23 protein-coding genes are annotated in these 24,717 nt (G+C 42.9%); all 23 read right to left on the bottom strand.

Annotation, left to right across the window (positions count from 1 at the left end; genetic code table 11):
- Positions 1 to 43: 43 nt before the first annotated feature.
- The 23 genes from NV379_RS05615 to rimP all read right to left on the bottom strand — a co-directional run bounded on the left by NV379_RS05615 (position 44) and on the right by rimP (position 24,655).
- On the bottom strand, positions 44 to 2,575 hold the full coding sequence (locus NV379_RS05615; RefSeq protein WP_258206310.1) for a DNA translocase FtsK: 2,532 nt from the start codon (positions 2,573 to 2,575) through the stop codon (positions 44 to 46).
- Between the two features lie 75 nt (positions 2,576 to 2,650).
- Positions 2,651 to 2,866, bottom strand: coding sequence for a YlzJ-like family protein (locus tag NV379_RS05620; protein ID WP_258206311.1), 216 nt, complete (start codon positions 2,864 to 2,866; stop codon positions 2,651 to 2,653).
- Positions 2,867 to 2,875: 9 nt separating this feature from the next.
- Positions 2,876 to 3,583: a ClpP family protease gene (locus tag NV379_RS05625; protein ID WP_258206711.1), complete on the bottom strand. Its 708-nt coding sequence runs from the start codon at positions 3,581 to 3,583 to the stop codon at positions 2,876 to 2,878.
- Positions 3,584 to 3,773: 190 nt separating this feature from the next.
- A complete protein-coding gene (locus NV379_RS05630) occupies positions 3,774 to 5,450 on the bottom strand; it encodes a ribonuclease J (RefSeq protein WP_258206312.1) in 1,677 nt (558 codons plus the stop codon).
- A 201-nt stretch (positions 5,451 to 5,651) separates the two neighbouring features.
- A complete protein-coding gene (gene dapA, locus NV379_RS05635; RefSeq protein ID WP_258206313.1) occupies positions 5,652 to 6,515 on the bottom strand; it encodes a 4-hydroxy-tetrahydrodipicolinate synthase in 864 nt (287 codons plus the stop codon).
- A 51-nt stretch (positions 6,516 to 6,566) separates the two neighbouring features.
- Entirely contained in the window at positions 6,567 to 7,787 is a 1,221-nt protein-coding gene (gene dapG, locus NV379_RS05640; protein WP_258206314.1) for an aspartate kinase, read from the bottom strand.
- A gap of 43 nt (positions 7,788 to 7,830) precedes the next feature.
- On the bottom strand, positions 7,831 to 8,871 hold the full coding sequence (locus NV379_RS05645; protein WP_258206315.1) for an aspartate-semialdehyde dehydrogenase: 1,041 nt from the start codon (positions 8,869 to 8,871) through the stop codon (positions 7,831 to 7,833).
- 104 nt (positions 8,872 to 8,975) lie between these two features.
- Positions 8,976 to 9,569, bottom strand: a complete 594-nt coding sequence (locus tag NV379_RS05650) for a dipicolinate synthase subunit B (protein ID WP_258206316.1) — start codon at positions 9,567 to 9,569, stop codon at positions 8,976 to 8,978.
- Positions 9,566 to 10,465, bottom strand: coding sequence for a dipicolinate synthase subunit DpsA (gene dpsA, locus NV379_RS05655; protein ID WP_258206317.1), 900 nt, complete (start codon positions 10,463 to 10,465; stop codon positions 9,566 to 9,568). Before dpsA ends, NV379_RS05650 begins: the two co-directional genes overlap by 4 nt.
- 151 nt (positions 10,466 to 10,616) lie before the next feature.
- The gene (gene dut / locus NV379_RS05660; protein ID WP_258206318.1) at positions 10,617 to 11,093 is read right to left on the bottom strand and encodes a dUTP diphosphatase; all 477 of its coding nucleotides are present in this window, start codon (positions 11,091 to 11,093) and stop codon (positions 10,617 to 10,619) included.
- Positions 11,053 to 12,306 carry a M16 family metallopeptidase gene (locus NV379_RS05665; RefSeq protein WP_258206319.1) on the bottom strand — a complete coding sequence of 418 codons (1,254 nt, stop codon included), beginning with the start codon at positions 12,304 to 12,306 and terminating at the stop codon, positions 11,053 to 11,055. The genes dut and NV379_RS05665 overlap by 41 nt, the downstream gene beginning before the upstream one ends.
- Before the next feature lie 116 nt (positions 12,307 to 12,422).
- Positions 12,423 to 13,412 (bottom strand): polysaccharide deacetylase family protein, encoded by a 990-nt coding sequence (locus NV379_RS05670; RefSeq protein WP_258206320.1) that lies wholly within the window; start codon positions 13,410 to 13,412, stop codon positions 12,423 to 12,425.
- 159 nt (positions 13,413 to 13,571) lie between these two features.
- Complete coding sequence (gene pnp, locus NV379_RS05675) at positions 13,572 to 15,674, bottom strand: polyribonucleotide nucleotidyltransferase (protein ID WP_258206321.1); 2,103 nt, start codon at positions 15,672 to 15,674, stop codon at positions 13,572 to 13,574.
- 274 nt (positions 15,675 to 15,948) lie between these two features.
- Entirely contained in the window at positions 15,949 to 16,218 is a 270-nt protein-coding gene (rpsO, locus tag NV379_RS05680) for a 30S ribosomal protein S15 (RefSeq protein ID WP_258206322.1), read from the bottom strand.
- Positions 16,219 to 16,383: 165 nt separating this feature from the next.
- Entirely contained in the window at positions 16,384 to 17,331 is a 948-nt protein-coding gene (locus NV379_RS05685; protein WP_258206323.1) for a bifunctional riboflavin kinase/FAD synthetase, read from the bottom strand.
- Positions 17,332 to 17,374: 43 nt separating this feature from the next.
- Positions 17,375 to 18,298 carry a tRNA pseudouridine(55) synthase TruB gene (gene truB / locus NV379_RS05690; RefSeq protein WP_258206324.1) on the bottom strand — a complete coding sequence of 308 codons (924 nt, stop codon included), beginning with the start codon at positions 18,296 to 18,298 and terminating at the stop codon, positions 17,375 to 17,377.
- A complete protein-coding gene (locus NV379_RS05695; RefSeq protein WP_258206325.1) occupies positions 18,295 to 19,290 on the bottom strand; it encodes a DHH family phosphoesterase in 996 nt (331 codons plus the stop codon). Before NV379_RS05695 ends, truB begins: the two co-directional genes overlap by 4 nt.
- On the bottom strand, positions 19,287 to 19,643 hold the full coding sequence (gene rbfA / locus NV379_RS05700) for a 30S ribosome-binding factor RbfA (protein WP_258206326.1): 357 nt from the start codon (positions 19,641 to 19,643) through the stop codon (positions 19,287 to 19,289). The genes NV379_RS05695 and rbfA overlap by 4 nt, the downstream gene beginning before the upstream one ends.
- A 4-nt stretch (positions 19,644 to 19,647) precedes the next feature.
- The gene (infB, locus tag NV379_RS05705; RefSeq protein ID WP_373426079.1) at positions 19,648 to 22,242 is read right to left on the bottom strand and encodes a translation initiation factor IF-2; all 2,595 of its coding nucleotides are present in this window, start codon (positions 22,240 to 22,242) and stop codon (positions 19,648 to 19,650) included.
- 55 nt (positions 22,243 to 22,297) lie between these two features.
- A complete protein-coding gene (locus NV379_RS05710; protein ID WP_258206328.1) occupies positions 22,298 to 22,621 on the bottom strand; it encodes a YlxQ family RNA-binding protein in 324 nt (107 codons plus the stop codon).
- Complete coding sequence (gene rnpM / locus NV379_RS05715) at positions 22,611 to 22,931, bottom strand: RNase P modulator RnpM (RefSeq protein WP_258206329.1); 321 nt, start codon at positions 22,929 to 22,931, stop codon at positions 22,611 to 22,613. The genes NV379_RS05710 and rnpM overlap by 11 nt, the downstream gene beginning before the upstream one ends.
- A gap of 35 nt (positions 22,932 to 22,966) precedes the next feature.
- Complete coding sequence (gene nusA, locus NV379_RS05720; RefSeq protein WP_258206330.1) at positions 22,967 to 24,064, bottom strand: transcription termination factor NusA; 1,098 nt, start codon at positions 24,062 to 24,064, stop codon at positions 22,967 to 22,969.
- A 123-nt stretch (positions 24,065 to 24,187) separates the two neighbouring features.
- On the bottom strand, positions 24,188 to 24,655 hold the full coding sequence (gene rimP / locus NV379_RS05725; RefSeq protein ID WP_258206331.1) for a ribosome maturation factor RimP: 468 nt from the start codon (positions 24,653 to 24,655) through the stop codon (positions 24,188 to 24,190).
- Positions 24,656 to 24,717: the final 62 nt, after the last annotated feature.

A 24,717-nucleotide genomic window follows, 5' to 3' on the forward strand; every position in this document is an offset into this window, starting at 1 on the left:
GACTCGTCTTATGCAAAAAAAACACTCCCGAGGGAGTGTTTTTCTATGAAGAGATTCGATTATGGTTAAATTGTTCCAATGACATCAATACTTCCCGCGGCTTGCTACCTTCACTAGGGCCTACAATTCCTTTTGCTTCCATGTAATCCATTAGCCTTGCTGCTCGTGTATAACCGATACGCATTCGACGCTGCAAAAGGGAAGATGATGCTTGTTTGGCTTCGACCACAATCTGAACCGCTTGCTCAAACAATTCATCTACCACATCATGTATCTGATCTGAAGTCTCTTCAACCTCTGGAACCAGTTCTTCCCTATAGTTCGCCTTTTCTTGCGTACTGACGAAACTCACAACGGATTCAACTTCCTGATCAGATAGGAATGCCCCCTGCACACGAACAGGTTTAGAAGCGCCCACTGGAAGATACAACATGTCCCCTCGACCAAGCAGCTTCTCAGCCCCAACCATATCAAGAATCGTTCTGGAGTCCACCTGTGAGGACACACCGAATGCGATACGGGAAGGAATATTCGCTTTGATTACCCCTGTAATAACATCAACTGACGGTCGTTGTGTCGCGATGATTAAGTGAATTCCCGCTGCACGAGCCATTTGCGCTAATCGACAAATTGCATCTTCCACATCGTTAGCTGCAACCATCATAAGGTCGGCAAGCTCGTCCACGATTACAACGATATAGGGCAGCGGAGCTTCTGTACCGCTCTCTGTAAGCATCGCATTGTATCCTTCAATATTACGCGTTCCGCTTTTGGAAAACTGCTCGTATCTCTTTTCCATCTCGGATACGATTTTCTTCAGAGCAAGCGACGCTCGTCTAGGATCGGTAACAACCGGTGCGAGCAAATGAGGAATACCATTATATACATTCAATTCGACCATTTTAGGGTCAATCATCATGAACTTTACTTCATTGGGCTTCGCCTTGTATAAGATGCTTGTAATAATCCCATTGATACATACTGACTTCCCTGAACCTGTAGCACCTGCAACGAGCAAATGCGGCATCTTCGCTAAGTTGCCGACGATCGGTTGACCGGAAATATCCCGTCCTAGTGTAATCGACAAGCGAGAGGCAGCATCTTGAAATGCGGATGTCTCCATCACTTCTCTCATCGTCACAATGGAAACCTCCGTATTCGGCACTTCAATTCCAATTGCCGACTTTCCAGGAATCGGTGCTTCCATCCGAATGTCTTTAGCTGCTAAAGCTAGCGCAATATCGTCTGTGAGCGATACGATCCGACTAACTTTCACACCAACATCAGGCTGAATTTCATAACGTGTCACAGCTGGTCCGCGAACAACTTGAAGCACTTTCGCACGAACACCGAAACTTTCAAGTGTTGCCTCTAGTTTCTTCGCATTAGCCATGAAATCCGTATCTGAACCTTTCGTGGATTGCGGTTTTGCTAAGATGTTAAGGGAAGGCATTTCGTAAGGTGCGAGAACTGGAACAATCGGAGCTCCTCCATCTACACCATCAGTTGAGACTTGTGTTTGCTGCAACGGTTGTACTTCCCGCTTCACCACAGTCTCTTCCATGTCAAAGTGATCTTCATGATCCGTAAAGTCATGAATCAGAGGACCTTGTGCCTCATCATTTGCTTGAACTCGCTCTTCTGTTTTGGTTACAGCTGGAGCCTGATACATAACCTTTTCTTCGACAACTGGACTAGATGGCATATAAGCCGCCATGAATTCGTCATCTTCTTCGTCTTCATCACTAAACGCTGTACGCTTTGTTGTGCTCGAACGATCAGGTTGCAGCGCTTGCAGCCAGCTGTTCTTCTTCTTGACAACCGGCTTTAAGAACTCTTCATCAAACTCATCATCAATCGGTATGTATGGAGTGGGGGCAGTCTTCGTGTTCGTTGCCGCAGCTGATTTATTCTTCGCTTTAGCATTCACCTTACGTTCACGCAGCCATAACTGAAACTTTTGCCTAAAAGTGCCTCCAACACCCTTAAAACTAACTCTCATCTTCGAACCTAAATCGACGACAGACCAACCTGTTGCAAGTATGACCCCGATAATGTATAACACTATCTGAATCACTTTGGCTCCTGCATTATCGAACAGGAAGTAGAATAACGCATATAGCGCTGCTCCAAATAAACCGCCGCCAATATCATGACGCAAAATATCTTCGCCGGTAAGCGTTGGCTGCAATCCATCCATTACAGCATTCCAAGTGCTTGTCCAAATCATAGAAGCTGTGAAGTCCCCATTTGGATACAACTGACTAAATAGGTGGATGTGATAACTCACAAGTAAACCGAATATAAAGAGTACAATCCCGGCTTTACGTGATGTTCGATATTTAGGCCAAGTTCGCCGAATCATTGCATACAAAGCGATGTAAATAAAAATGAGCGGTATGATAAAATCCCATTGACCAATCAGAACTCTGCATAAATATTTCAGTGTGTGACCAACATGTCCTTGATCTGCCAACGAAATAACAGAAAATGTCAGAATTAGAATGCCATATAATTCAAAAAGCAAATCTCGTGTTAATTTCTTATTGCCCCTTTTTTTTCCTTTTCTGGCCATTTTCTCACCTCCATTTATTAATTATACCATAGTTTGGATAATGAGAATACGGGTAAGGGGAACGAGTTTTCGTATTTATTGTCGAAGTGACACGAGTGCTCCTGGCGAAAAATCGGGATTTAGATACATCTGAGGGTCAGGACTGTATATCCGAATAATTCGTCCCATTCCAAGTTCAACCGGTTCTACCTGCATCTGAATGCCACTGACTTGAGTAACATAATACGTTGGTACATAATCTTCAAATCCATCCCAGATCTGATCTTGAGGAACTACCGAATAATGAATCATAACACCCTCCTATTCTCTTCCTTGTTTCCGCCATTCTTTGATTTGTTCTTGCAGTTTACTTATGGCATCCCCTATGCCTCCGACAGCATCAATCAAGCCATGTTTCACGGCATCTGCACCAATAACGGTTGTTCCAATATCCCTCGTTAGCTCTCCTGTTTTAAACATGAGATCTTTAAACGTACTTTCCGATATATTCGAATGCTTGGTCACGAATCGAGTAACACGGTCTTGCATTTTATCCAAGTAATCAAAAGTTTGCGGAACACCAATTACGAGTCCATTCATCCGAATTGGATGGATCGTCATTGTCGCCGTCTCAGCAATATAGGTATGCTTGGCACTTACTGCAATCGGAACACCGATGGAATGACCGCCCCCTAATACCAACGTGACAGAGGGCTTCGATAACGTAGCAATCATCTCTGCAATTGCAAGTCCTGCTTCCACATCTCCGCCTACTGTATTTAGGATAATAAGTACGCCCTCAATCTTCGGATTCTGTTCAATCGCGACTAGCTGCGGAATAATGTGTTCATACTTCGTTGTCTTATTCTGTGGCGGTAATACCATATGGCCCTCCACTTGACCAATCACGGTCAAACAATAAATATTGCTTTCTGCTGGTAAGGAACCGATATTGGCTTGACCCAATTGATTAATTCCATCGACTGCAATCTTTTTCTGATCCTCAGGACTTTTCTGCTCATTCTTCATTGGTGCTGTTCGTGCACCACCTGTTTCTTTCTTTGCCACCATATTCCCTCCCTATGTTTAAATCTTCCATAGTATGAGGTGGAGCTACTCGATTCATGCATATCTATACAAAAAGCTCCCGAGACTTTTCGTCTCAGGAGCTAACTTGTTCTTGGTTCAGTTATGGGTTTCGTTCAAGTGACTTTCGTAGCTAGACTTCCATAATAATTGGAAGAATCATCGGTCTTCTACGGGTTTGCTCATATAAGAATCGTCCGAGTGCATCTTTCACATGTGTTTTGAGAGATGCCCACTCATTTACGTTATCGTTCATTAATTTGTTCAATGTATTCGTTACGATGCGATTTGCTTCATCCAAAAGTCCCTCTGATTCACGAACATATACGAAGCCGCGGGAAATGATATCTGGACCAGACAAGATCGTGCCGTCTTGTTTACTTAGAGTTACAACCACAACAAGAATACCGTCTTGAGATAGAAGCTTACGATCACGTAGTACAATGTTACCAACATCGCCTACACCAAGACCATCAATCAAGATGTTACCCGCTTGTACTTTACCTACTTTACGAGCGACTCCACCTTGGATTTCTACCGTGTCACCGTTATCTACAATGAAGATGTCTTCTTTCGGGATACCAACAGACTCTGCAAGTTTCCCATGCACACGTAGCATCCGGTACTCACCGTGAATCGGAATGAAGTACTTCGGACGAATCAAGTTTAGCATTAATTTAAGCTCTTCTTGAGAACCGTGTCCAGAAACGTGTAGACCTGTCTTGGAACCTGGACCGTAAATTACGTCTGCACCGATACGGAACAACTCATCTACTGTACGTCCAACATAACGCTCATTACCCGGAATTGTTGTTGCTGAGATAATAACTGTATCTCCTGGCAAAATATCAATCTTACGGTGCGTATTGCGCGCCATACGAGTTAACGCTGACATTGGCTCACCTTGTGATCCTGTGGATAGGATTACAACGCGATCCCCTGCAAGACGATTCACTTCCTCTGGCTCGATTAACATACCGTCTGGAATGTGTAAGTAACCCAATTCCGATGCGATTGACACGACATTCACCATGGAACGTCCAATGACAGTCACTTTACGCTTCGTCGCTTCAGCAGCATTGAATACTTGCTGAATACGATGAATATTGGATGCGAATGTAGCAAGAATTACACGCTGCTTCGCTTTACGGAAAACATCCTCAATTTCGACCCCAACACTTTTCTCAGAACCCGTATATCCAGGTCTTTCTGCATTTGTAGAGTCAGATAGTAAACAAAGTACGCCTTTGCTACCGATCTCAGCCATACGATGCATATCCGCAAATTGGTCATTAACTGGCGTCTGATCAAATTTAAAGTCACCAGTATGAACAACTACGCCTTCTGGAGTATCCAAAGCAACCCCAACGGAATCAGGGATACTGTGGTTCGTTCTGAAGAACGATGCTGTGATTGTTCCCATATTAAGTACGGAATCTGCGTCAATCAAAACACGTTTTGTTTCGCCAAGCAGATTTGCTTCTTTAAGCTTCATTTCAACGAGTCCAAGGGTCAGCCTAGTTCCGTACACGGGTACGTTAAGATGCTTCAACACATAAGGCAAACCACCAATATGATCCTCGTGTCCATGCGTTAAGATGATACCGCGAACCTTATCTTTGTGTTCTAGTAGGTATGAAATATCAGGAATAACCACGTCAATACCGAGCATGTCCTCTTCCGGGAACTTCAATCCACTATCCACCACAACAATATCATTCGCGTATTGTACAACATACATATTTTTACCAATTTCGCCTACGCCGCCCAGAGCGAAAATGGAAACTTTCTCATTATTCTTCTTAGACAAAATAATACCTCCTCTTATATTTATTGCGACGATCTTAATATGATGAAACCGAACCCAGTCACTTGCCACCATTATACAGGAAAGGAAGAAGCAAATACAAGTTAATGTCACTAACTCATATTTTCCCCCAAAAAACAAAACCGATGCCATAGGCATCGATTGTGCTTCAAGCCAATGTATACGAAACCATTCCTGTTCTTACTATGACAACAAAGACGCTATGTAATCGCCTTCTTGCTCATTTAATGCGATAAGTGGCAATCGAACTCCACCTACAGGAATACCTTTTAAGTTCAATAAATGTTTGACAGGACCTGGACTTGGGTACTTGAAGATCCCAGTAAATACAGGCTGGCATTGTCCATGCAACTTAGCTGCTTCAATTATGTTACCGCCAAGGTATGCTGTGATCATCTCTTTCATTTGTTTTCCGATTACATGTGAGGCAACAGATACAACCCCATGACAACCTATGCTAAGTGCAGGTAATGTCATTGTATCATCTCCTGTGTATACGCGGAATCCTTCCGCAGACCCACTTACAATGTTCGTTAATTGTTCAACACCAGCGCAGTCTTTCGTTGCTACGATGTTTGGAATTTGCGACAACCGGATCGTCGTGTCTACATCAATGTTAACTACAGAGCGGCTTGGAACGTTGTACAAAACAACGGGAATATTCACAGACTCCGCGACAGCTTTGAAATGCTGATACAAACCCTCTTGTGACGGACGGTTGTAATATGGAGCTACAAGTAGTAATGCATCTACTCCACGCTTTTGCGCTTCTTGAGATAAATGAATTGTATGAGCAGTTGAATTGGAACCCGTTCCTGCAATGATTTTGCAGCGACCATTCGCAAGCTCAACTGTTTTTTCCCATTGCTTTAGTTTCTCATCATCAGTTAGAGTAGGTGACTCACCTGTTGTTCCACAAATAACGAGAGAATCACTTTTTTGTTCCTCGATTAAATAGTCCATTAGTGGACCTACTTGTTCCCAATCAATTTGACCATTATCGTTAAACGGGGTTACCATCGCTGTAATTAATCGACCGAATTCCACAATATTCTCCTCCTAAAATTGTGTTAGTCAAGTATATTTAATGCCTTGCCTTTATTTATGCAAATCAAACTTTCGATGCAAAGCACGCACGGCTTTACCCATGTCATCGTGACGAACGAGCACCCAAATCGTTGTATTCGAATCTGCAGATTGAAGTATTTGAATATCTTCTAACGTGAGCGCTTCGACAATATGTGCCATAATACCGGGCACACCATTGATACCTCCACCGATCACAGCTACTTTTGCACATGCTGACATACATTTAGGCGAATATCCTAAATTCTGAAGTAAAGCAGTAGCCCGCTCCGCTTCATGATCAAATACCGTATATACAACTCCAGATGGATTCACGTTAATGAAATCAACTGAAATATCATTCTGCGCCATCGTCTTAAACACTTGCAGTTGTAAATCATATTGCCCCTCAGTTGAGGAAACTTGAATTTGTGTTACACCAGCTGTATGAGCAATACCTGTTACGAAGCGATCTGGAACCCAGCTCGGATCTTTAATCGACAACATATCCATTGAAGTAACAAGTGTACCCTCATCTTTGGAAAATGTGGAACGTACACGTACCGGTACATTCGCTTGCATCGCCATCTCAACTGCGCGTGGATGAATAACCTTGGCACCGTTGTAAGCCATATTGCAAATTTCGGTATAGCTCACTCGAGTTAGCGGCTTCGCATCCTCAACAATACGCGGATCTGCTGTTAAGATTCCATTCACATCTGTAAAAATATCGACAATTTCAGCACCAATTGCCCCTCCGATTGCCGTTGCAGAAGTATCACTTCCGCCTCGACCAAGCGTCGTCAATTGACCTGTTTCTGTCATGCCTTGGAAGCCTGTAACAATAACAACTTTATCTTGCTTTAGATATTGATGAATTGTGGTAGGATCAATTGACTCAATCTGTGCATTCCCAAACACACTGTTCGTTTGAACTCCCGCTTGCCCACCTGTTAGTACAACAGAAGAGATGCCTTCAGCATGAAGAATGGAGCATAAATTCGTCGCTGATATCATTTCACCACAACACAATAGCATATCTTTCTCTCTTGCTGGCAATGCGTTACCGCTTTGCGCAACTAAACCCAAAAGCGTATCAGTCGCATAGGGATCGCCCTTTCTTCCCATTGCCGATACAACCACGACAAGCTTGTATTCTTCTGCTAATGCGTCTTTGATATGTTCTAATACGTGTTGTCTAGCATCGGCTGTAGAAAGGGAAGTGCCTCCAAATTTTTGCACAAGAATGCGCATGGATCTCCCTCCAAACTTTGTATAATTTATGATTAATAAATAATTATTCTTGCTCTAATGCAATATATTCCGCGATTTGCACAGCGTTCCACGCTGCACCTTTAAGTAAATTGTCCGATACAATCCACATGTTTAAGCCACGAGGATTGTTTAAATCACGTCGTACTCGACCCACGAACGTTTCCAGCTTACCAGCAGCTTCCGTTGCAAGTGGATACAGTTGCTCCGCAGGATTATCTTGTAATACGATTCCTGGTGCATTCGCTAACAATTCACGTACTTCATCAAGCTCAAAGTCGCTTTTCAATTCAACATAAACCGACTCCGAATGACCATAAACGACAGGAATGCGAACGCAAGTCGTTGTTACCTCTAAGGATTCATCATCCATAATTTTCTTCGTTTCATTGATCATCTTCATCTCTTCAAATGTGAACCCATTATCCGTGAATTTATCGATTTGTGGGATCGCATTAAAAGCAATTTGATGTTTCACAGGTAAAGAGGATACTGGCAATATCGCCGGTGTCACATCATCTCCTGCTATAACGTCCTTCGATTGTTTAAGCATTTCATTAATCGCATTTTGACCTGCACCAGAGACTGCTTGGTAGGTTGATACGATAATTCGTGACATGCCAAAACGGTCGTAAAGCGGCTTCAGCGCTGCGACCAATTGAATCGTAGAACAGTTCGGATTCGCAATAATTCCTCGATGTTCGTTAATTTTATCCACATTTACTTCAGGTACAACAAGCGGTGTATCAGGATCCATACGGAATGCACTTGTATTATCAATACAAATCACACCACGATCGATAGCATGAGGAATTAGTTCTCTTGAAACATCCCCACCAGCTGAGAAAAGGGCTATTTCAACACCGTCAAAACTTTCAGGCTTTGCTTCTTCTAGTACGATATCCTGGCCGCCAAATGAAATCACTTGACCCGCAGAACGTGCAGAAGATAACAATTTGAGTTCATTAATGGGGAATTTACGTTCACTTAGCAGTCGAATGATTTGCCCACCAACTGCTCCTGTTGCGCCAACTACTGCTACATTGAATAATTTGTTGTTTGACATGCATCTCTCTCCCCTAACCATCAAGTAGGAATGATAATATGAAATCTATTCCACTCTTCCTATTGCTGTAGAAGAATGAAATAGATTTATGAGTGAATATCTCTTTAATAATTATAACGTTCGATTAGCATGGGCTGTAGTTGTTTACCTTCAAGTGCTGCTTCACACGTTTCCATAACCAGATCCATTCGAGCTACGAGTGAATTGGCTTTGACATGAGGTGCATCTTGCCCAAAAGGAACAAAGTAAATGTTTTTCGTAATTAATAATTTTGCGATATTCGTCGAATTAAGTCCAAGACCATCATTCGTTGAGATAGCCAGAACGAGTGGACGACCATTACGCATTTGCGCTTTAGCAGCCATCAGTACAGGACTCTCTGTCATCGCATTAGCAAGTTTGCTCGTTGTATTCCCTGTGCATGGTGCAATAACCATAACATCAAGCAGCTTGGATGGACCAAGTGGTTCTGCTTCAGGAATGCTAGAGATCAGTTCATTGCCTGTAATCGTCTTAATTTGTGCAACCCAATCCACTGCGTTACCAAAACGTGTATCGGTTGTCATAATAGAGTACGACACGATTGGTATGACATTTGCTCCACTATCAACAAAACGTTGAATTTGCGGCATGATTTCTTCCAAAGTACAATGCGACCCCGTCAGTGCAAAGCCGACTGTTTTTCCTGCCCAATTCATTGCGCACCATCCCTTTTGATCAAGTCTTCTTCAATGAGCTGACAAAGCGTATTCGCTATGATACGTCCAGCTGATTTAGGAGCGACAATACCGGGAAGTCCTGGAGCCAGAATAGCCTTAATTCCTCGCTTTTCAGCAAAGCGAAAATCAGTGCCACCGGGTCTAGAAGCGAGGTCAATAATGACGACGCGATGCGGAATATTGGTAATAACTTGTGCTGTGACTATCATAGTCGGAATTGTATTAAAAAGCAAGTCAATATTGGCTACTCGCTCATATAAATCCTTGATGTAGAAGGGTGTAAAGCCCATCTCGGCTGCCCGTGCATAATGCTCTGGACGCCTTACTCCTACAAGTACATGTGCACCTAATCCTTGAAGTGATCTCGCCATTGTAATTCCAGTTCTACCAAATCCTAGAACCATTGACTCTGAACCATGGATCGTAAAATCCGTGTTCTGAATTGCCATCATAATGGCTCCTTCAGCTGTTGGAATCGAATTGTAAATGGCAACATCATCACGTTCAAACAGTTCAATTACGTCAATACCATACTGACTACACAGTTTCTTTAAATAAGGCTTCGCCATTCCTGTATATACTTTCGCATGTGATGGAAGTTTCGCAATGTGCTGTTCTTCGAGTATCATCTCACTTTTCGAAAAAATGGACTCCACCTTACCTTGATCATCTGTGCCGACCGCAGGCAGAATGACAATATCTTTACCTGCAAGCACATCCTCCTTCATGTCCACTTTGGTCATTCCGTTATAGTTTTGTTGCAAATTATCAAAGCCAATTAGCGTAATCGTTGCATCAAGTTCGCTTAATTTTTGAATTACCTCAAGCTGCCTGGCATCGCCGCCAATAAAGGCTACCTCTATTCCGGTTAGCATGAGCTTACGCCCCTTTCGCGGTCGTTTCAATATCTCATTGTATGCCCATGCCTAAAATTGGTGCCTGTGTATAAAAGTGTTCATGATACAAAAAGACGATCCCAAGTAAGATTACTTACTTGAAAGATCGTCTTCGTTAAAATTTCGTGTATTATTTACCGGTATGGCCAAAACCACCTGCACCACGAACCGTCTCTGAGAGTTCATTTACTTCTTGTAGAGCAATTTGTGGAACAACTTGGAACACCATTTGAGCAATACGCTCACCACGAGCAACAGTAAATGGTTCTTGTCCATGGTTGATTAGTAGCACCTTTACTTCACCGCGGTAATCAGCATCAATTGTCCCAGGTGAATTCAGTGTTGTAATTCCATTCTTATAAGCTAAACCGCTGCGAGGGCGAATCTGTGCTTCTAGTTCATTTGGCATCGCAAGAGCAAAACCTGTTGGTACAAGTGCTCGTTCACCTGGTTGCAATACTAGTGCCTCTTCAACAGCTGCGTGCAAGTCATATCCGCTTGCTGCTTCAGACATTTTCTGTGGCAATGGAACATCTTCGTTTCCAGGCATTTTCTTGATTTCTACGTTATAAGACAAGCTGATTCCTCCTGAAGCCTTGTAGGGCATTATCGTCTGCTCCAACCATCGCAACAGCAAATGGAGTGGCAAATAGCTGCTTGGTTAAGCTTTCAATTTGATCCATTTGTACGCTGTCGATACGAGCGATTATTTCATCTAATGTTAAATGTTTACCCGTCATCAATTCATTCTTACCAAGACGGTTCATTCTTGAACTTGTGCTCTCTAAGCTAAGAATAAGCGAGCCTTTAAGTTGCTCTTTGCCTTTCTTCAGCTCAGCAGGTGTCATTCCTTTTTCAATCAATTCACGAAGCATCTCAATTGTAACATCAAGTACTTCTTTCGTTTGTTTAGGTGCAGTACCTGCATACACTGTAAAGTTCCCGCTGTCTGCATGTGCAGAGTGATAGGAATATACGGAGTAGGCAAGGCCTCTTTTCTCTCGAATTTCCTGGAACAATCTAGAGCTCATTCCACCGCCAATGACATTATTGAGCAGTGCCATCGGATACAAGTTGTTATCATGTAGCGATAGACCCGGGATGGATAGACAGATATGATTCTGCTCTGTTTTTTTCTCATGGAAAATAAAATCACTTAAGAATGCTGGCTCTTCATACGTCGTAGACTCTCCTGAGTTCGTGAATGAACCGAAGTGCTTTTCAAGTAATTCCTTACTACTATCATCAATATTTCCTGCAATCGCAAGAACGGTATTTTCGATGTTATAGTGCTGTTTCATGTAAGAACGAAGATCTTCTGCTGTCATCGTCTTTAAGTTGTCTTCAGTTCCTAGAATCGTTGCACCCAGCGGATGTGAACCATACGATGCACGTGCAATTAGATCATGGACTAGATCATCCGGTGTATCTTCATACATCGCGATTTCTTCAAAAATGACGTTCTTCTCTTTCTCCATTTCTTGTTCATTGAACTCGGAGCGGAAGAACATATCAGCTAGCACTTCAACCGCTTGCGGCAAGTGCTCATCTAACATTTTGGCATAATAGCACGTATATTCTTTGGAAGTAAAGGCATTGACGTTCCCGCCAATTCCATCAAAAATCTCTGCAATCTCTCTCGCCGAATAATTTGGAGTTCCTTTAAACAACATGTGCTCAATAAAATGCGAGATTCCGTTATTTATCGAACCCTCATTACGCGAACCTGTCTTTATCCATATGCCGAAAGATACCGAACGACATGTAGGAATCGGCTCCATCACTACACGAAGCCCATTACTTAACGTATATTTATTCAATCGTGTACCCCCTAGATACTGATAAACTAATTCATTCTTATAAAATAAAGACCATAATCTCTAATTCTACCAAAAACAAAGTGTGGACTCAACAACAGTTCATTCCGCTATCCCCTTTATTTAACTTTCGTTAAATCAGGAACACGTTTAGGTGAAATGAGTTCAGACACCGTTCCAATTGCCAAACCGCGTTCCTTAATGATACGAATCATACCAGGCAACGCTTGAGATGAAGATATTGTCGGATGCATGAGAATCAAGCTTCCTGCTTCAATTCGTGCAGAAATTTTGCTTAGAATCGCATCTCTACCTGGATTTTTCCAATCAATCGTATCAAGTGTCCACAGAATAGTTCGCATCTTCATACTCATGGCAATATCGACTGTCTCTTGATCAAAGTCACCAGAAGGTGGAGCAAACAAGCGATTCGTCACCCCAAGCTTACTCGTTAAAAGTTCTTGTGTTCTTACAATTTCTTGTGTCGCACGATCGCGGCTAAGTGTACTCATATTCTTATGCGTGTAAGCATGATTGGATAACTCATGACCTTCTTCGCGAATACGCGCAGCGACATCAAGATTCTTGTTAAGCCAAGTTCCATCGAAGAAGAATGTCGCTTTGACGTTCTCCTGCCTGAGTGTATTTAACATACTATTTAGAAATTCATTCCCCCACGCCACGTTAATCATGAGCGATACCATTGGCTTCTGCGGGTTTCCTCGATAAATCGGATGTGAACCTAGGTCATCCATATTGATCTTTGGCGATAATTCACGATAAACAAAAGTCGATTCATCTAATGTGCCTTTATTTTTCGCCAATCGGTAGGTCTGAACTTCATCGACTTCCACGCCATTATAACTGGGCACAAGTTTCCACACTCTATCTACACGCGCATTCGTTGGCGCTACGTAACGTTTCTTTGCCTCTTCCTGAATACGCTGCATCAATTGTGAATCATCCATCGAAAGGTTCTCCGAGGGTTCGATCACTTGCCCACTGCTTACTGGCTCAAACAATCGCTGAAAAGCAAGTTGAACATGACTTCGCTTCACTTCACTTATGTAGGTCCTAACCGGTTGCAGCTGATTAATGAGGACCATCATTATTGCAAAAAAAAGAAACACACCAATCCACCTATTTCTGTTCATTCAACCCACCCTAACCATTAATGATGTTGAAATGAGCATATGCGTAATGGGACAGGTTTAGACCACAACAAAAAAAGAGACAGATCGCTCTGACTCTTTTTATATTCAAGACAATTACTCTTTGGATTCAACTGGAGCTGTAAGTGTCGCCTTGCGAGAAAGATTCACACGACCTTGTCCATCGATTTCCGTTACTTTAACTGTAATGGAATCGCCAATTGCTACAACGTCTTCCACTTTCGCTACACGCTCTGTGGAAAGCTGCGAAATGTGTACAAGACCTTCTTTGCCTGGCAAGATTTCAACGAATGCGCCGAACTTCTCTACACGCTTAACTGTACCTAGGTAAACTTCACCTACAACAACTTCACGTACGATTCCTTCGATAATGCCGCGTGCTTTTTCAATCATCGCTTCATCCGAGGAAGCTATAAATACGCGACCGTCTTGCTCGATATCAATTTTTACGCCAGTTTCTTCAATGATCTTGTTGATGATTTTACCACCAGCACCAATAACATCACGAATTTTGTCTGGGTTGATTTGCATAACTGTAATTTTCGGTGCATATGGGGACAAGCTTGCTTTAGGCTTCTCGATACGAGCTAACATTTTATCAAGAATGAACATACGTCCTGCTTTTGCTTGTTCCAAAGCTTGGTTTAAGATATCACGGTTAATACCGTCAATCTTAATATCCATTTGAAGCGCTGTTACCCCAGCTGCAGTACCTGCAACTTTAAAGTCCATATCGCCTAGGTGATCTTCTAAGCCTTGAATATCTGTAAGAATAGAGAAGTGATCTCCATCTTTAATTAGACCCATTGCGATACCTGCTACTGGTGCTTTAATTGGCACACCCGCGTCCATCATCGCCATTGTGGATGCACAGATACTTGCTTGAGAAGAGGAACCATTGGATTCCAATACTTCAGATACAAGGCGGATTGTATAAGGGAACTCAGTTTCAGACGGGATCACATACTCAAGTGCTCGCTCGCCTAGTGCACCGTGTCCGATTTCACGACGACCTGGAGGACGAAGTGGTCTAGCTTCACCTACGGAGAACGGAGGGAAGTTATAGTGGTGCATGAAACGCTTCGTTTCAGTAAGATCAATACCATCAAGAATTTGAACGTCACCAAGCGCACCTAGTGTACATACGGACAATACTTGTGTTTGACCACGAGTGAACAAACCAGATCCGTGTGTACGCGGTAGTGCCGAGATGTCACATTCAATCGGACGAATCTCGTCCAATTTACGGCCATCTGGACGTACTTTATCATGCGTGATTAAGCGACGCACTTCATCTTTTACGATGTCATGCAATACTTCTTTCACATCACGCATACGCTCAGGTGTTGCTTCATATAAAGCTGTGAAATGCTCAAGTGATTCTGCATCAATCGCATCAATTGCCTCTTGACGAGCATGCTTCTCAACGATCTTAATCGCATCAACAACACGTGCTTCTGCATAAGCGCGAACTTCTGCATTCACATCGGAGTTAACTGTCTTCAGCTTCACATCCATCTTCGGCTTACCAGCTTCCAAGACCAATTGCTCTTGTACCGCTACGATTTTGCGAATTTCATCATGACCGAACATGATTGCTTCAAGCATCACTTCTTCTGGAACTTCAGCAGCGCCAGCTTCAACCATCATAATTGCATCTTTCGTACCCGATACAACGAGGTGGATATCACTCTTCGCTGATTGTTCGATTGTTGGGTTCACGACGAATTCGCCGTCTACACGACCCACAATAACACCGCCAATTGGACCGTTAAACGGTACATCGGAGATGCTTAGTGCTGCGGATACACCGATCATTGCTGCGATTTCAGGTGCACACTCTTGGTCCACACTCATGACTACAGCAACAACTTGTACATCATTACGGAAGCCTTCAGGGAATAAAGGACGAATCGGACGGTCTGTTAAACGACTCGCCAAGATTGCCTTCTCACTTGGTCTACCTTCTCTCTTAATGAAACCACCCGGAATTTTACCTACGGAATATAAACGTTCCTCATAATTCACTGTAAGTGGGAAGAAATCTAGATCTTTCGGTTCTTTTGATGCTGTTACTGTACACAAAACGACAGTATCACCATAGCGCGCAACAACAGCGCCATTTGCTTGCTTGGCAAGACGACCAGTCTCTAGAATTAAGGGACGGCCTCCTAAGTCCATTTGCACTCTTTTCTCCATTAATAAACCTCCTAAAAGTAAAAACCAGTTAAGGTTGGGATTGTAAAACTTATCATATAATAAAGTTCATTCTATCGAAGTGTAATAATGAATAGAATGAATTTTTATGTATTCTTCATTGTAATTAGTATTTCCTTCTTTTCCGACATTTAAAATCGGCACTCTGCCTTATTTTTAGGGAAGAAAGAAGAAAAAGCAACCTGCCGACATCCATGTGCTAGACTCGACTAAGAGACAGGCGCAAGGGCAAGGTTGCTTTTGTTGTAAGCAGTTACTATCTACGTAGACCAAGTTTAGCGATCAATGCGCTGTAACGAGCTACGTCATTTTTCTTCACATAAGCCAACAACTTACGGCGTTGACCAACCATTTTCAACAATCCACGACGGGAATGATGATCCTTTTTGTGAGTACGCAAGTGATCAGTCAAGTTGATGATGTTTTGCGTAAGGATAGCCACTTGAACCTCTGGAGAACCAGTGTCAGTGTCATGGTTTTTGTGCTCTTGAATCAATTCTTGTTTGCGTTCTTGAGTTAAAGCCATCCTTGTTCACCTCCTAATTTCTTATTTCGATATAATCGCCTATAGCCTAGAAGACCGTCGGTGAAAACGATAATCCACGCTAAGGTTCTCGCTACTAGAAGCAAGCTTCATAAGCAACGAATAACAGTATAACATAGACGCCTACTGAAAGTAAACACAAGCTTATTAGACTTGGAATAATTTCGCACGGCATGACTCAACGTCAAGCTTAATCTGTGCAATTAGATCTTGAATCGAACTGAATTTCTGCTCAGAACGAATGAAGTCGATGAATTCAACAATAACTTGTTTCCCATAAATATCTTGATCAAAATCAAGAATATGCGCTTCTAAAGTTTGAACAAGTCCAGCTCCTTCAAACGTAGGGCGAATTCCGATGTTCATCACACTGTCATGTTGCTCTCCATTCACCGTTACACGAGCTGCATATACACCATTACGTGGAACAACATAAGGCTCTGTTAGTTTAATATTCGCAGTTGGAAAGCCAAGTTGGCGTCCGCGAGCATCACCGTGCACAACTTCACCTGAGATGGAGTAACGTCTGCCAAGTAATAATTCAATAGCTGTCATCTCACCGTTTAACAATTTATCGCGAACAGCAGAGGAACTCACCTTCGCATTCTGCAATTGATAAGGACGAACAACTTCCACTGCAAATCTACCTTTGCTAAGCTCGCAAAGTAGATCCACATTCCCCTCAGCTTGGTAACCAAAGCGGAAATCAAAGCCTACGATGACTGTTTCCACGCCAAGGCGAATCAAGATTTCCTCTACGAATTGAGCTGGGCTCATGCGCATTAGTGTTTCATTAAACGTCACTAAATACGCATACTCTACACCTACTTTAGATAGCAAGTCCATCTTCACAGATATGGGTGTTAAGAGCTGCGTATACTTGTATTGTTCTTGTCCCAGCACTTCTCTCGGATGCGGATTAAATGACATCACAGATAATGGTACACGACCTGCTTTAGCCGAATTCATCGCGCGTGAGATAACTTCTTGATGTCCCAAATGTACGCCGTCAAACTCTCCGATTGCGAGCACTTGTTTCTCAGGAAGATCTGAAAGTGCGGAAGTTAATGGATATGTCAATGAAATTATTTTCACAAATATTCACCTACCATAAGTTAACCCTAAGAAACGGGATTGTCTACCCAAATATTTTATGAGGAGAAAGCAAACGAGCTTCCTTCTTCCATACAAACAAACCAACAAATGATCCGTTATCACTATATACACGAACAATGGCTTCGTTAGCTACATGATCAGGCACAAGCTCTAGATCAATCTTCAGCCTCTGACCTAATCTCGCTTTCTCAGCCAGTAAATCTGTAAGTATCACAGCGGGCAAATGCGCTACACCTTGATCAGCAGCTATAATATGCTGGCCAATAGTACCGGCTTGCTTCATCTCTGCAATCTGTTCTAATGTTAAACACTGGTCCAGTGTAATGCTTCCTGTCTGCGTACGCATCAGTTCTTTCATTGTAGCTGGAAACCCAAGTTTCTTACCAATATCAACGCAAAGTGTACGAATATAAGTACCTTTGGAACATGTTACACGGAATTTCACTTCCGGATGAGGTTGGTCCAAATGCATATCGATAATATCAATCTCATGAATCGTAACTTGACGCGGCTTGCGCTCCACTTCTTTCCCTTCACGAGCCAGATCATACAATCGCTTGCCATTGATCTTGACCGCAGAGAACATTGGTGGAATTTGCTGAATATCACCCATAAAACTCATGATTGCGTCAGTAACAGCTTCCTTCGTAAGCGACACTTGCTCAGCTTCTTCGATTACTGTTCCTGTTGCATCTTCCGTATCAGTTGCGATACCAATAAGAAGTGTTGCTTCATACTGCTTCGGTAATTCTTGAATATATTCGACCATACGTGTTGCGCGGCCAATACATAGTGGAAGAACACCCACTACTTGAGGATCGAGCGTACCCGTATGACCGATACGCCGAATTCCAAGCAATCCTCTTGCTTTTGCAACCACATCATGAGATGTCCAGCCCGCAGGCTTACGCACAGCTAATATACCATCTATAGTTGTGTCCGTCATGCGAGTTTTTTCCCAACTTCCTCTAACAATTTAGCCATAATCGTGTCGATATCGCCTTCCATTGTAAGTCCAGAAGCGCGTACATGACCGCCACCCCCGAAATGCTTTGCAATTTGAGCAACATCTACTTTACCTGCTGAACGCAAGGATACTTTATACACATCAGGTCCTCTTTGTTTAAAAAGAATGCCCACTTCCACACCTTCAATGTTACGTGGATAGTTCACTAAACCGTCCAAGTCTTCATTTGTCGCATGAGAAGCTTCGATCAATTCCGTTGTAGCAATAAGCCAAGCGATTTGACGATCAGCGGAGAAAGAAAGTGTAGGCAGTGCCATTTGTAGCACAACCATCTGTTCCACCGTCATCCGCTCAAGCAATCGTTCTGCAAGTTCAGGTCCTTGTGCACCTAAATCGAGCAGTTCCGATGCCATGCGCATCACTTTGGATGATGTTGATGCATAGCGGAAACCACCTGTATCGGTTAAAAGCCCCGCATATATCAGATTAGCAAAGTCACGATCCAGCGTAAGATTTAACTCAGCAGCTAAATCATACAAAATTTCTACTGTTGCCGCGGCTTCTGGCTGAATCAAATGAACATTCCCAAAACAATCGTTCGTTGGATGGTGGTCAATGTTCAATAATTCATAGGATTCGCCAAAAAGAGCGCTGATTTCACCTATTCTGGAAAAATCAGCGCAATCCACTGAAATAATAGTAGGAAAAGTGCAGGATGCGTCACCTGTTAAACCTTCTTGAATCTTTGTTACCCCCGGTAAAAAATGAAACTTAGAAGGGATGTCGCAGCTATTAGCCATCGTAAACGATTTACCTAGCTGCTGTAACATCCACCCCATTGCTGCTGTTGAAGCAGCCGCATCTCCGTCCGGTTGAACGTGAGCCACGACAACATAATTGTCGTGACTGCGAAGAAAGTCGGCTGCTTGCTGCAGCTGGGAATGATACTCCTGCACGGTACCTTTTATCATTCTGGTGAATTCTCCTCATTGATCTGATGTAGAAGATTTTCAATTCGTGAACTGTAATCAATCGATGTATCGATTTTGAACACAAGATCAGGAACGATCCGAAGACGAATACGTTTGCCTAGCTCAGAGCGGATAAAGCCCTTTGCTTTGTTCAAAACTTGCAATGCAGCGGTCTTCGTTTCCTCTGATCCGAGCACACTCAAATACACTTTTGCTTGAGAAAGATCATTCGTCACATCTACACCAGTTACGGTGATGAAACCGACACGAGGGTCTTTAATATTCGTTTGAATGATTTGAGACAGCTCTTTCTTAATCTGTTCTCCCACTCTACCTACACGAACTCGTGCCATGTAATCACCTCTCTACTGTCTCCATAATGAAGGCTTCAATGATGTCGCCTTCTTTAAGATCACTATACTTCTCGATGGAAATACCGCACTCGTAACCTTGAGCAACGTCCTTCACATCATCTTTAAAGCGTTTCAAGGAATCCACTTTACCTTCCGTAATAACGATACCGTTACGGATTAAACGCAATTCTGCATTACGTGAAATTTTACCAGACGTAACCATACAACCTGCGATTGTACCGGAACCTGTAATTTTGAACACGTTACGAACTTCAGCATGACCAAGGATATTCTCTTTGAAGATAGGGTCCAAGATCCCCTTCATAGCTTGCTCAATTTCTTCGATCACATTATAAATAATGCGGTGCAAGCGAACGTCAACTTTTTCTTGTTCTGCTGCATTTTTCGCAAGAGGCTCAGGACGTACGTTAAAGCCGATTACGATTGCATTGGATGCGGAAGCAAGAAGAATATCGGATTCTGTAATTGCCCCTGCGCCTGTATGAATAATTTTCACACGCGCGCCCTCTACTTCAATCTTCTCTAATGAACCGCGAAGTGCCTCAACGGAACCTTGAACGTCACCTTTGATAATTACGTTCAAATCTTTCACATCGCCAGCGGCCATGTTACTGTACAATTCTTCAAGCGTAATTCTTGAATTTGCACCCATTTCGGATTGACGAAGAGTAATCGCACGCTTCTCAGCGATATCACGCGCTTTACGTTCATCTTCGAATACGATAAACGGATCGCCTGCAAGTGGAACCTCAGTTAAACCAGTGATTTCAACTGGAGTTGAAGGACCTGCTTCTTTTAATCGTCTACCTTTGTCATTCACCATTGCACGAACTCTACCGAAGCATACGCCTGCTACGAAGGAATCCCCAACTTTAAGGGTACCATTCTGGATAAGAAGACGAACAACAGGTCCGCGACCTTTATCAAGTTCTGCCTCAATAATCGTACCACGAGCACGCTTATTCGGGTTCGCTTTGTATTCTTGTACTTCTGCTACGAGAAGGATCATCTCAAGTAAGTTTTCAAGACCAATGCGCTGTTTCGCTGAGATCTCGCAGAAAATTGTGTCGCCGCCCCACTCTTCTGGAACGAGTTCATATTCTGTAAGGGCTTGTTTGATACGATCAATATCAGCACCTGGCTTATCAATCTTGTTCACTGCGATAATGATCGGTACATTCGCTGCTTTCGCATGCGAAATTGCTTCAACTGTCTGAGGCATTACACCGTCATCTGCAGCAACAACGATAATTGTAATATCAGTAACTTGAGCACCACGAGCACGCATTGTTGTAAATGCCGCGTGACCAGGTGTATCAAGGAAGGAAATTTTCTTCCCGCTTATTTCGACTTGGTAAGCACCAATATGTTGTGTGATACCGCCAGCTTCGCCTTCTGTTACATTCGTCTGACGAATCGCATCTAGAAGCGTTGTTTTACCGTGGTCAACGTGACCCATGATTGTAACAACTGGTGGACGTTCAATTAGATTTGCTTCATCATCCACTTCTTCGAAGTTCTCAAACTTATCTTCTTCAACAGCGATTTTCACTTCAACTTCAGCAACACCAAGCTCTGTTGCAATAAGCTGAACCGTTTCTAAGTCTAACTCTTGGTTAATTGTTGCCATAATGCCCATCATAAGAAGCTTTTTAATTACTTCAGATGCATCTTTATGAAGCAATTTAGCAGTTTCACCCACTGTCATTGCACCACGAACGATAATTTTCTTCGGTGTGTTATCGATTTTTTCTCTCTTAACTTGATCCGCACCTCTGCCGCCTTTACCAAAACGTTGGTTACCTCTACCGTTACGGTTGCCACCTTTGTTGCCAAAGGAACCAGATCTGTTGTCATCATAACGACGTGGACCAGCATTTGTACCTGGCTTCTTAGCACCTGTTTTGGAATCGAAATCATTGCCTTCACGTTTGTTTGCTTGATTGCGATCATCAAACTTGCGATTAGCTGGTGCATTCGAACGACCTTGGTTTGCCACAGGAGCTGGGCTCGCACTGCGAGTTGCGGAAGACTGTCCAGAACCGGAGTTCTGCGAACGATTACCTTGGTAACCGCCAGAATTGCCTTGTGATTGACCGGACGGACGATTGTTATATCCACCTTGACCAGAGCCTTGGCTTGGACGAGACTGTCCGCCTTGAGCAGAACCTTGGTTTGGACGAGATTGCCCGCCTTGACCTTGATTATATCCTCCTGGACGGCGATCGTTCGGACGATTGTTATTATAAGGGCGGTTGCCGCCTTGTTGAGTGGAATTATTATATGGACGATTGTTCTGTGATTGGTTAGACGCAGAAGAACCCCCTGTTGTTTGACTGGAGCTTGCTTGTGGTCTTGCTTCAGAAGTCGCTTGTGGAGCAGCAGGAGTAGCCGCTGTCTGCGTTGCAGGAGCTGTTGCAGTCTTAGCTGGCTCTACACGTTTTGCTGCAGCATTTGATTTTACATCATTGAAGAACTTCTCTACAGCACCTACAGTTCCATTTTCCATGACACTCATATGATTCGTAACAGGAATGTCCAATCTCTTAAGAATTGTAATGATCTCTTTGGAGCTCATGTTTAAACTTTTTGCGTATTCATAAACTCTAAGTTTATCTTTATTATCGCCTTTATTAGTCAATACCTTTCACCTCCGCGGTTATTACCGGCTGCTTCAACATCTTCGCAAATCCTGTATCCAGGACTGCAATGAGAACGCGTGCCTCTTTCCCGATGCTCGCACCTAGTTCGCCTCTTGTACTTGTAATTAGAAGCGGAACATTGTAAGTAGAGCATTTATCTTGAAACTTTTTCTTCGTATTATCTGAAGCATCTTCTGCCATGATGACTAGCTTTGCTTCACCGGAACGTACTGCTTTTAGAACAATCTCGTCCCCAGTTGCAAGTTTGCGAGCACGCATCGCTAATCCTAAATTGTTGTAAAATTTATGATTCATCGGATTCATCCGTCATTTCATATTTACTTTGGTTAAACTCATCTTCAACTGAAATAAAATCACGTTCAAGTTGATCGTAAATTTCAGCTGAAACCGATTGTTTCAGAGCACGGTCTAGAGCATGGCTTTTCTTCGCGAGTTTAAAACAAGTTGCTTTCCCGCATAAGTAAGCACCACGCCCTGACTTCTTACCCTTGAGATCAATCTGGATTTCTTCTTCAGGTGTACGAACGACACGGATTAACTCCCGCTTCGCCTTCATTTCCTGACAAGCAACACATTTACGCAGTGGCGTTTTTCTTTGTTTCATCTGCTGCACCTCGTTTCGAGACGATCTGAAACTCATTAATCAATAGATACTGAGTCCTGATGCATTTCGCCAGTTGATGTTCTAGGACGGCCAAACTCTTGCTCTGCTTGGGTTTCGCTCTTAATGTCGATCTTCCAACCTGTAAGCTTCGCAGCAAGACGTGCATTCTGTCCTTTAATTCCGATTGCAAGTGACAATTGATAGTCAGGAACAATAACACGAGCCATTTTTTCTTTTTCGAAAACAGTTACTTCAAGAACTTTAGATGGAGATAGTGCGTTAGCAACATACTCTTCAACGCTTTCCATCCAACGAACGATGTCGATCTTCTCACCGCGAAGTTCGTTCACGATCGTCTGTACACGAAGACCTTTAGGTCCTACACAAGAACCGACTGGATCAACTTCAGGGTTGCGTGAGTGAACCGCGATCTTGGAACGGAAACCTGCTTCACGTGCAACGGAGCGAATTTCAACAACACCATCAAAAATCTCAGGTACTTCAAGCTCGAATAGACGCTTTAGTAGACCTGGATGCGTACGGGACAATATGATTTGAGGTCCCTTCGTCGTGTTCTCCACTTTCGTGATATACGCTTTAACGCGCTCAAGGTGTTTGAACTTTTCATTAGGCATCATCTCAGTAAGAGGCAAGACCGCTTCCACTTTACCTAGGTCGATGTACACATTGCGCTGATCTTGGCGCTGTACAATACCTGTTACGATATCTTCTTCTTTTTCGATAAATGCATTGTAAATAAGGCCGCGCTCAGCTTCACGAATGCGTTGTGTTACAACTTGTTTCGCGGTTTGTGCTGCGATACGACCGAAATCACGAGGTGTTACCTCGATCTCTACAATATCATTCAATTGGTAGTTACGGTTAATCTCACGTGCAGCATGCAGTGAAATTTCTAATCGTACATCCAGAACGTCCTCCATAACTGTCTTACGTGCATATACTCGAATAACGCCAGTTTGGCGATTAATGTCCACACGAACGTTAGATGCTGTATTGAAATTGCGCTTGTAACTGGAGATCATTGCTGCTTCAATTGCATCAATAAGCAGTTCCTTCGCAATTCCTTTCTCGCGTTCAATTTCGGACAAGGCTTCGATAAAATCCATGTTCATTTGAAAATTGTTCCCCCTTTCAACATTGAAAACCAAATCTGTTAAAGAAACGCCTTACCGTCTGTTCCAACAAAGTTAGGCGTCTCCAAGACAATAAAGTATTAAAATGGTTGTTAACAAAAATTAAAATACGATCGCAAGGCGCGCACTGGCAACCTTGTTATACGGAATGGAGTATTGTTTCTTCACTTTACCAACTGTTTTCACAACTAGCTCTTCCCCATCGAAAGATAAAAGCTCACCTTCAAACTCCTTAACACCGTTAATAGGCTCGTATGTAGTTACAAATACGTTTTTACCTACTGCCTTACGTACATCATCTGCCTTCTTAAGCGGACGTTCTGCACCTGGTGATGACACTTCTAAGAAATAAGCTGTGGTTATGGGGTCGTTTTCATCGAGACGTGCGGAAGCATATTCGGAAATGTTCGAACAATCATCGATATCGATGCCGCCTTCTTTGTCTACATAAATACGCAGGAACCAGTTACTGCCCTCTTTGACGTATTCAATATCTACAATTTCATAGCCATGCTCATCCATATACTCTTTCAACAAGTCCTCAACGTGTGCTTTAATTCCTGTGCTCAATTGGTTCTACCCTCCTAAAAAGCTTGCGTAATACGAAATTCTGCTTATTTGTCATTGTAAAG

The sequence above is a fragment of the Paenibacillus radicibacter genome (genome assembly GCF_024721995.1).
In the GTDB taxonomy this organism is placed as follows: domain Bacteria; phylum Bacillota; class Bacilli; order Paenibacillales; family NBRC-103111; genus Paenibacillus_AM; species Paenibacillus_AM radicibacter.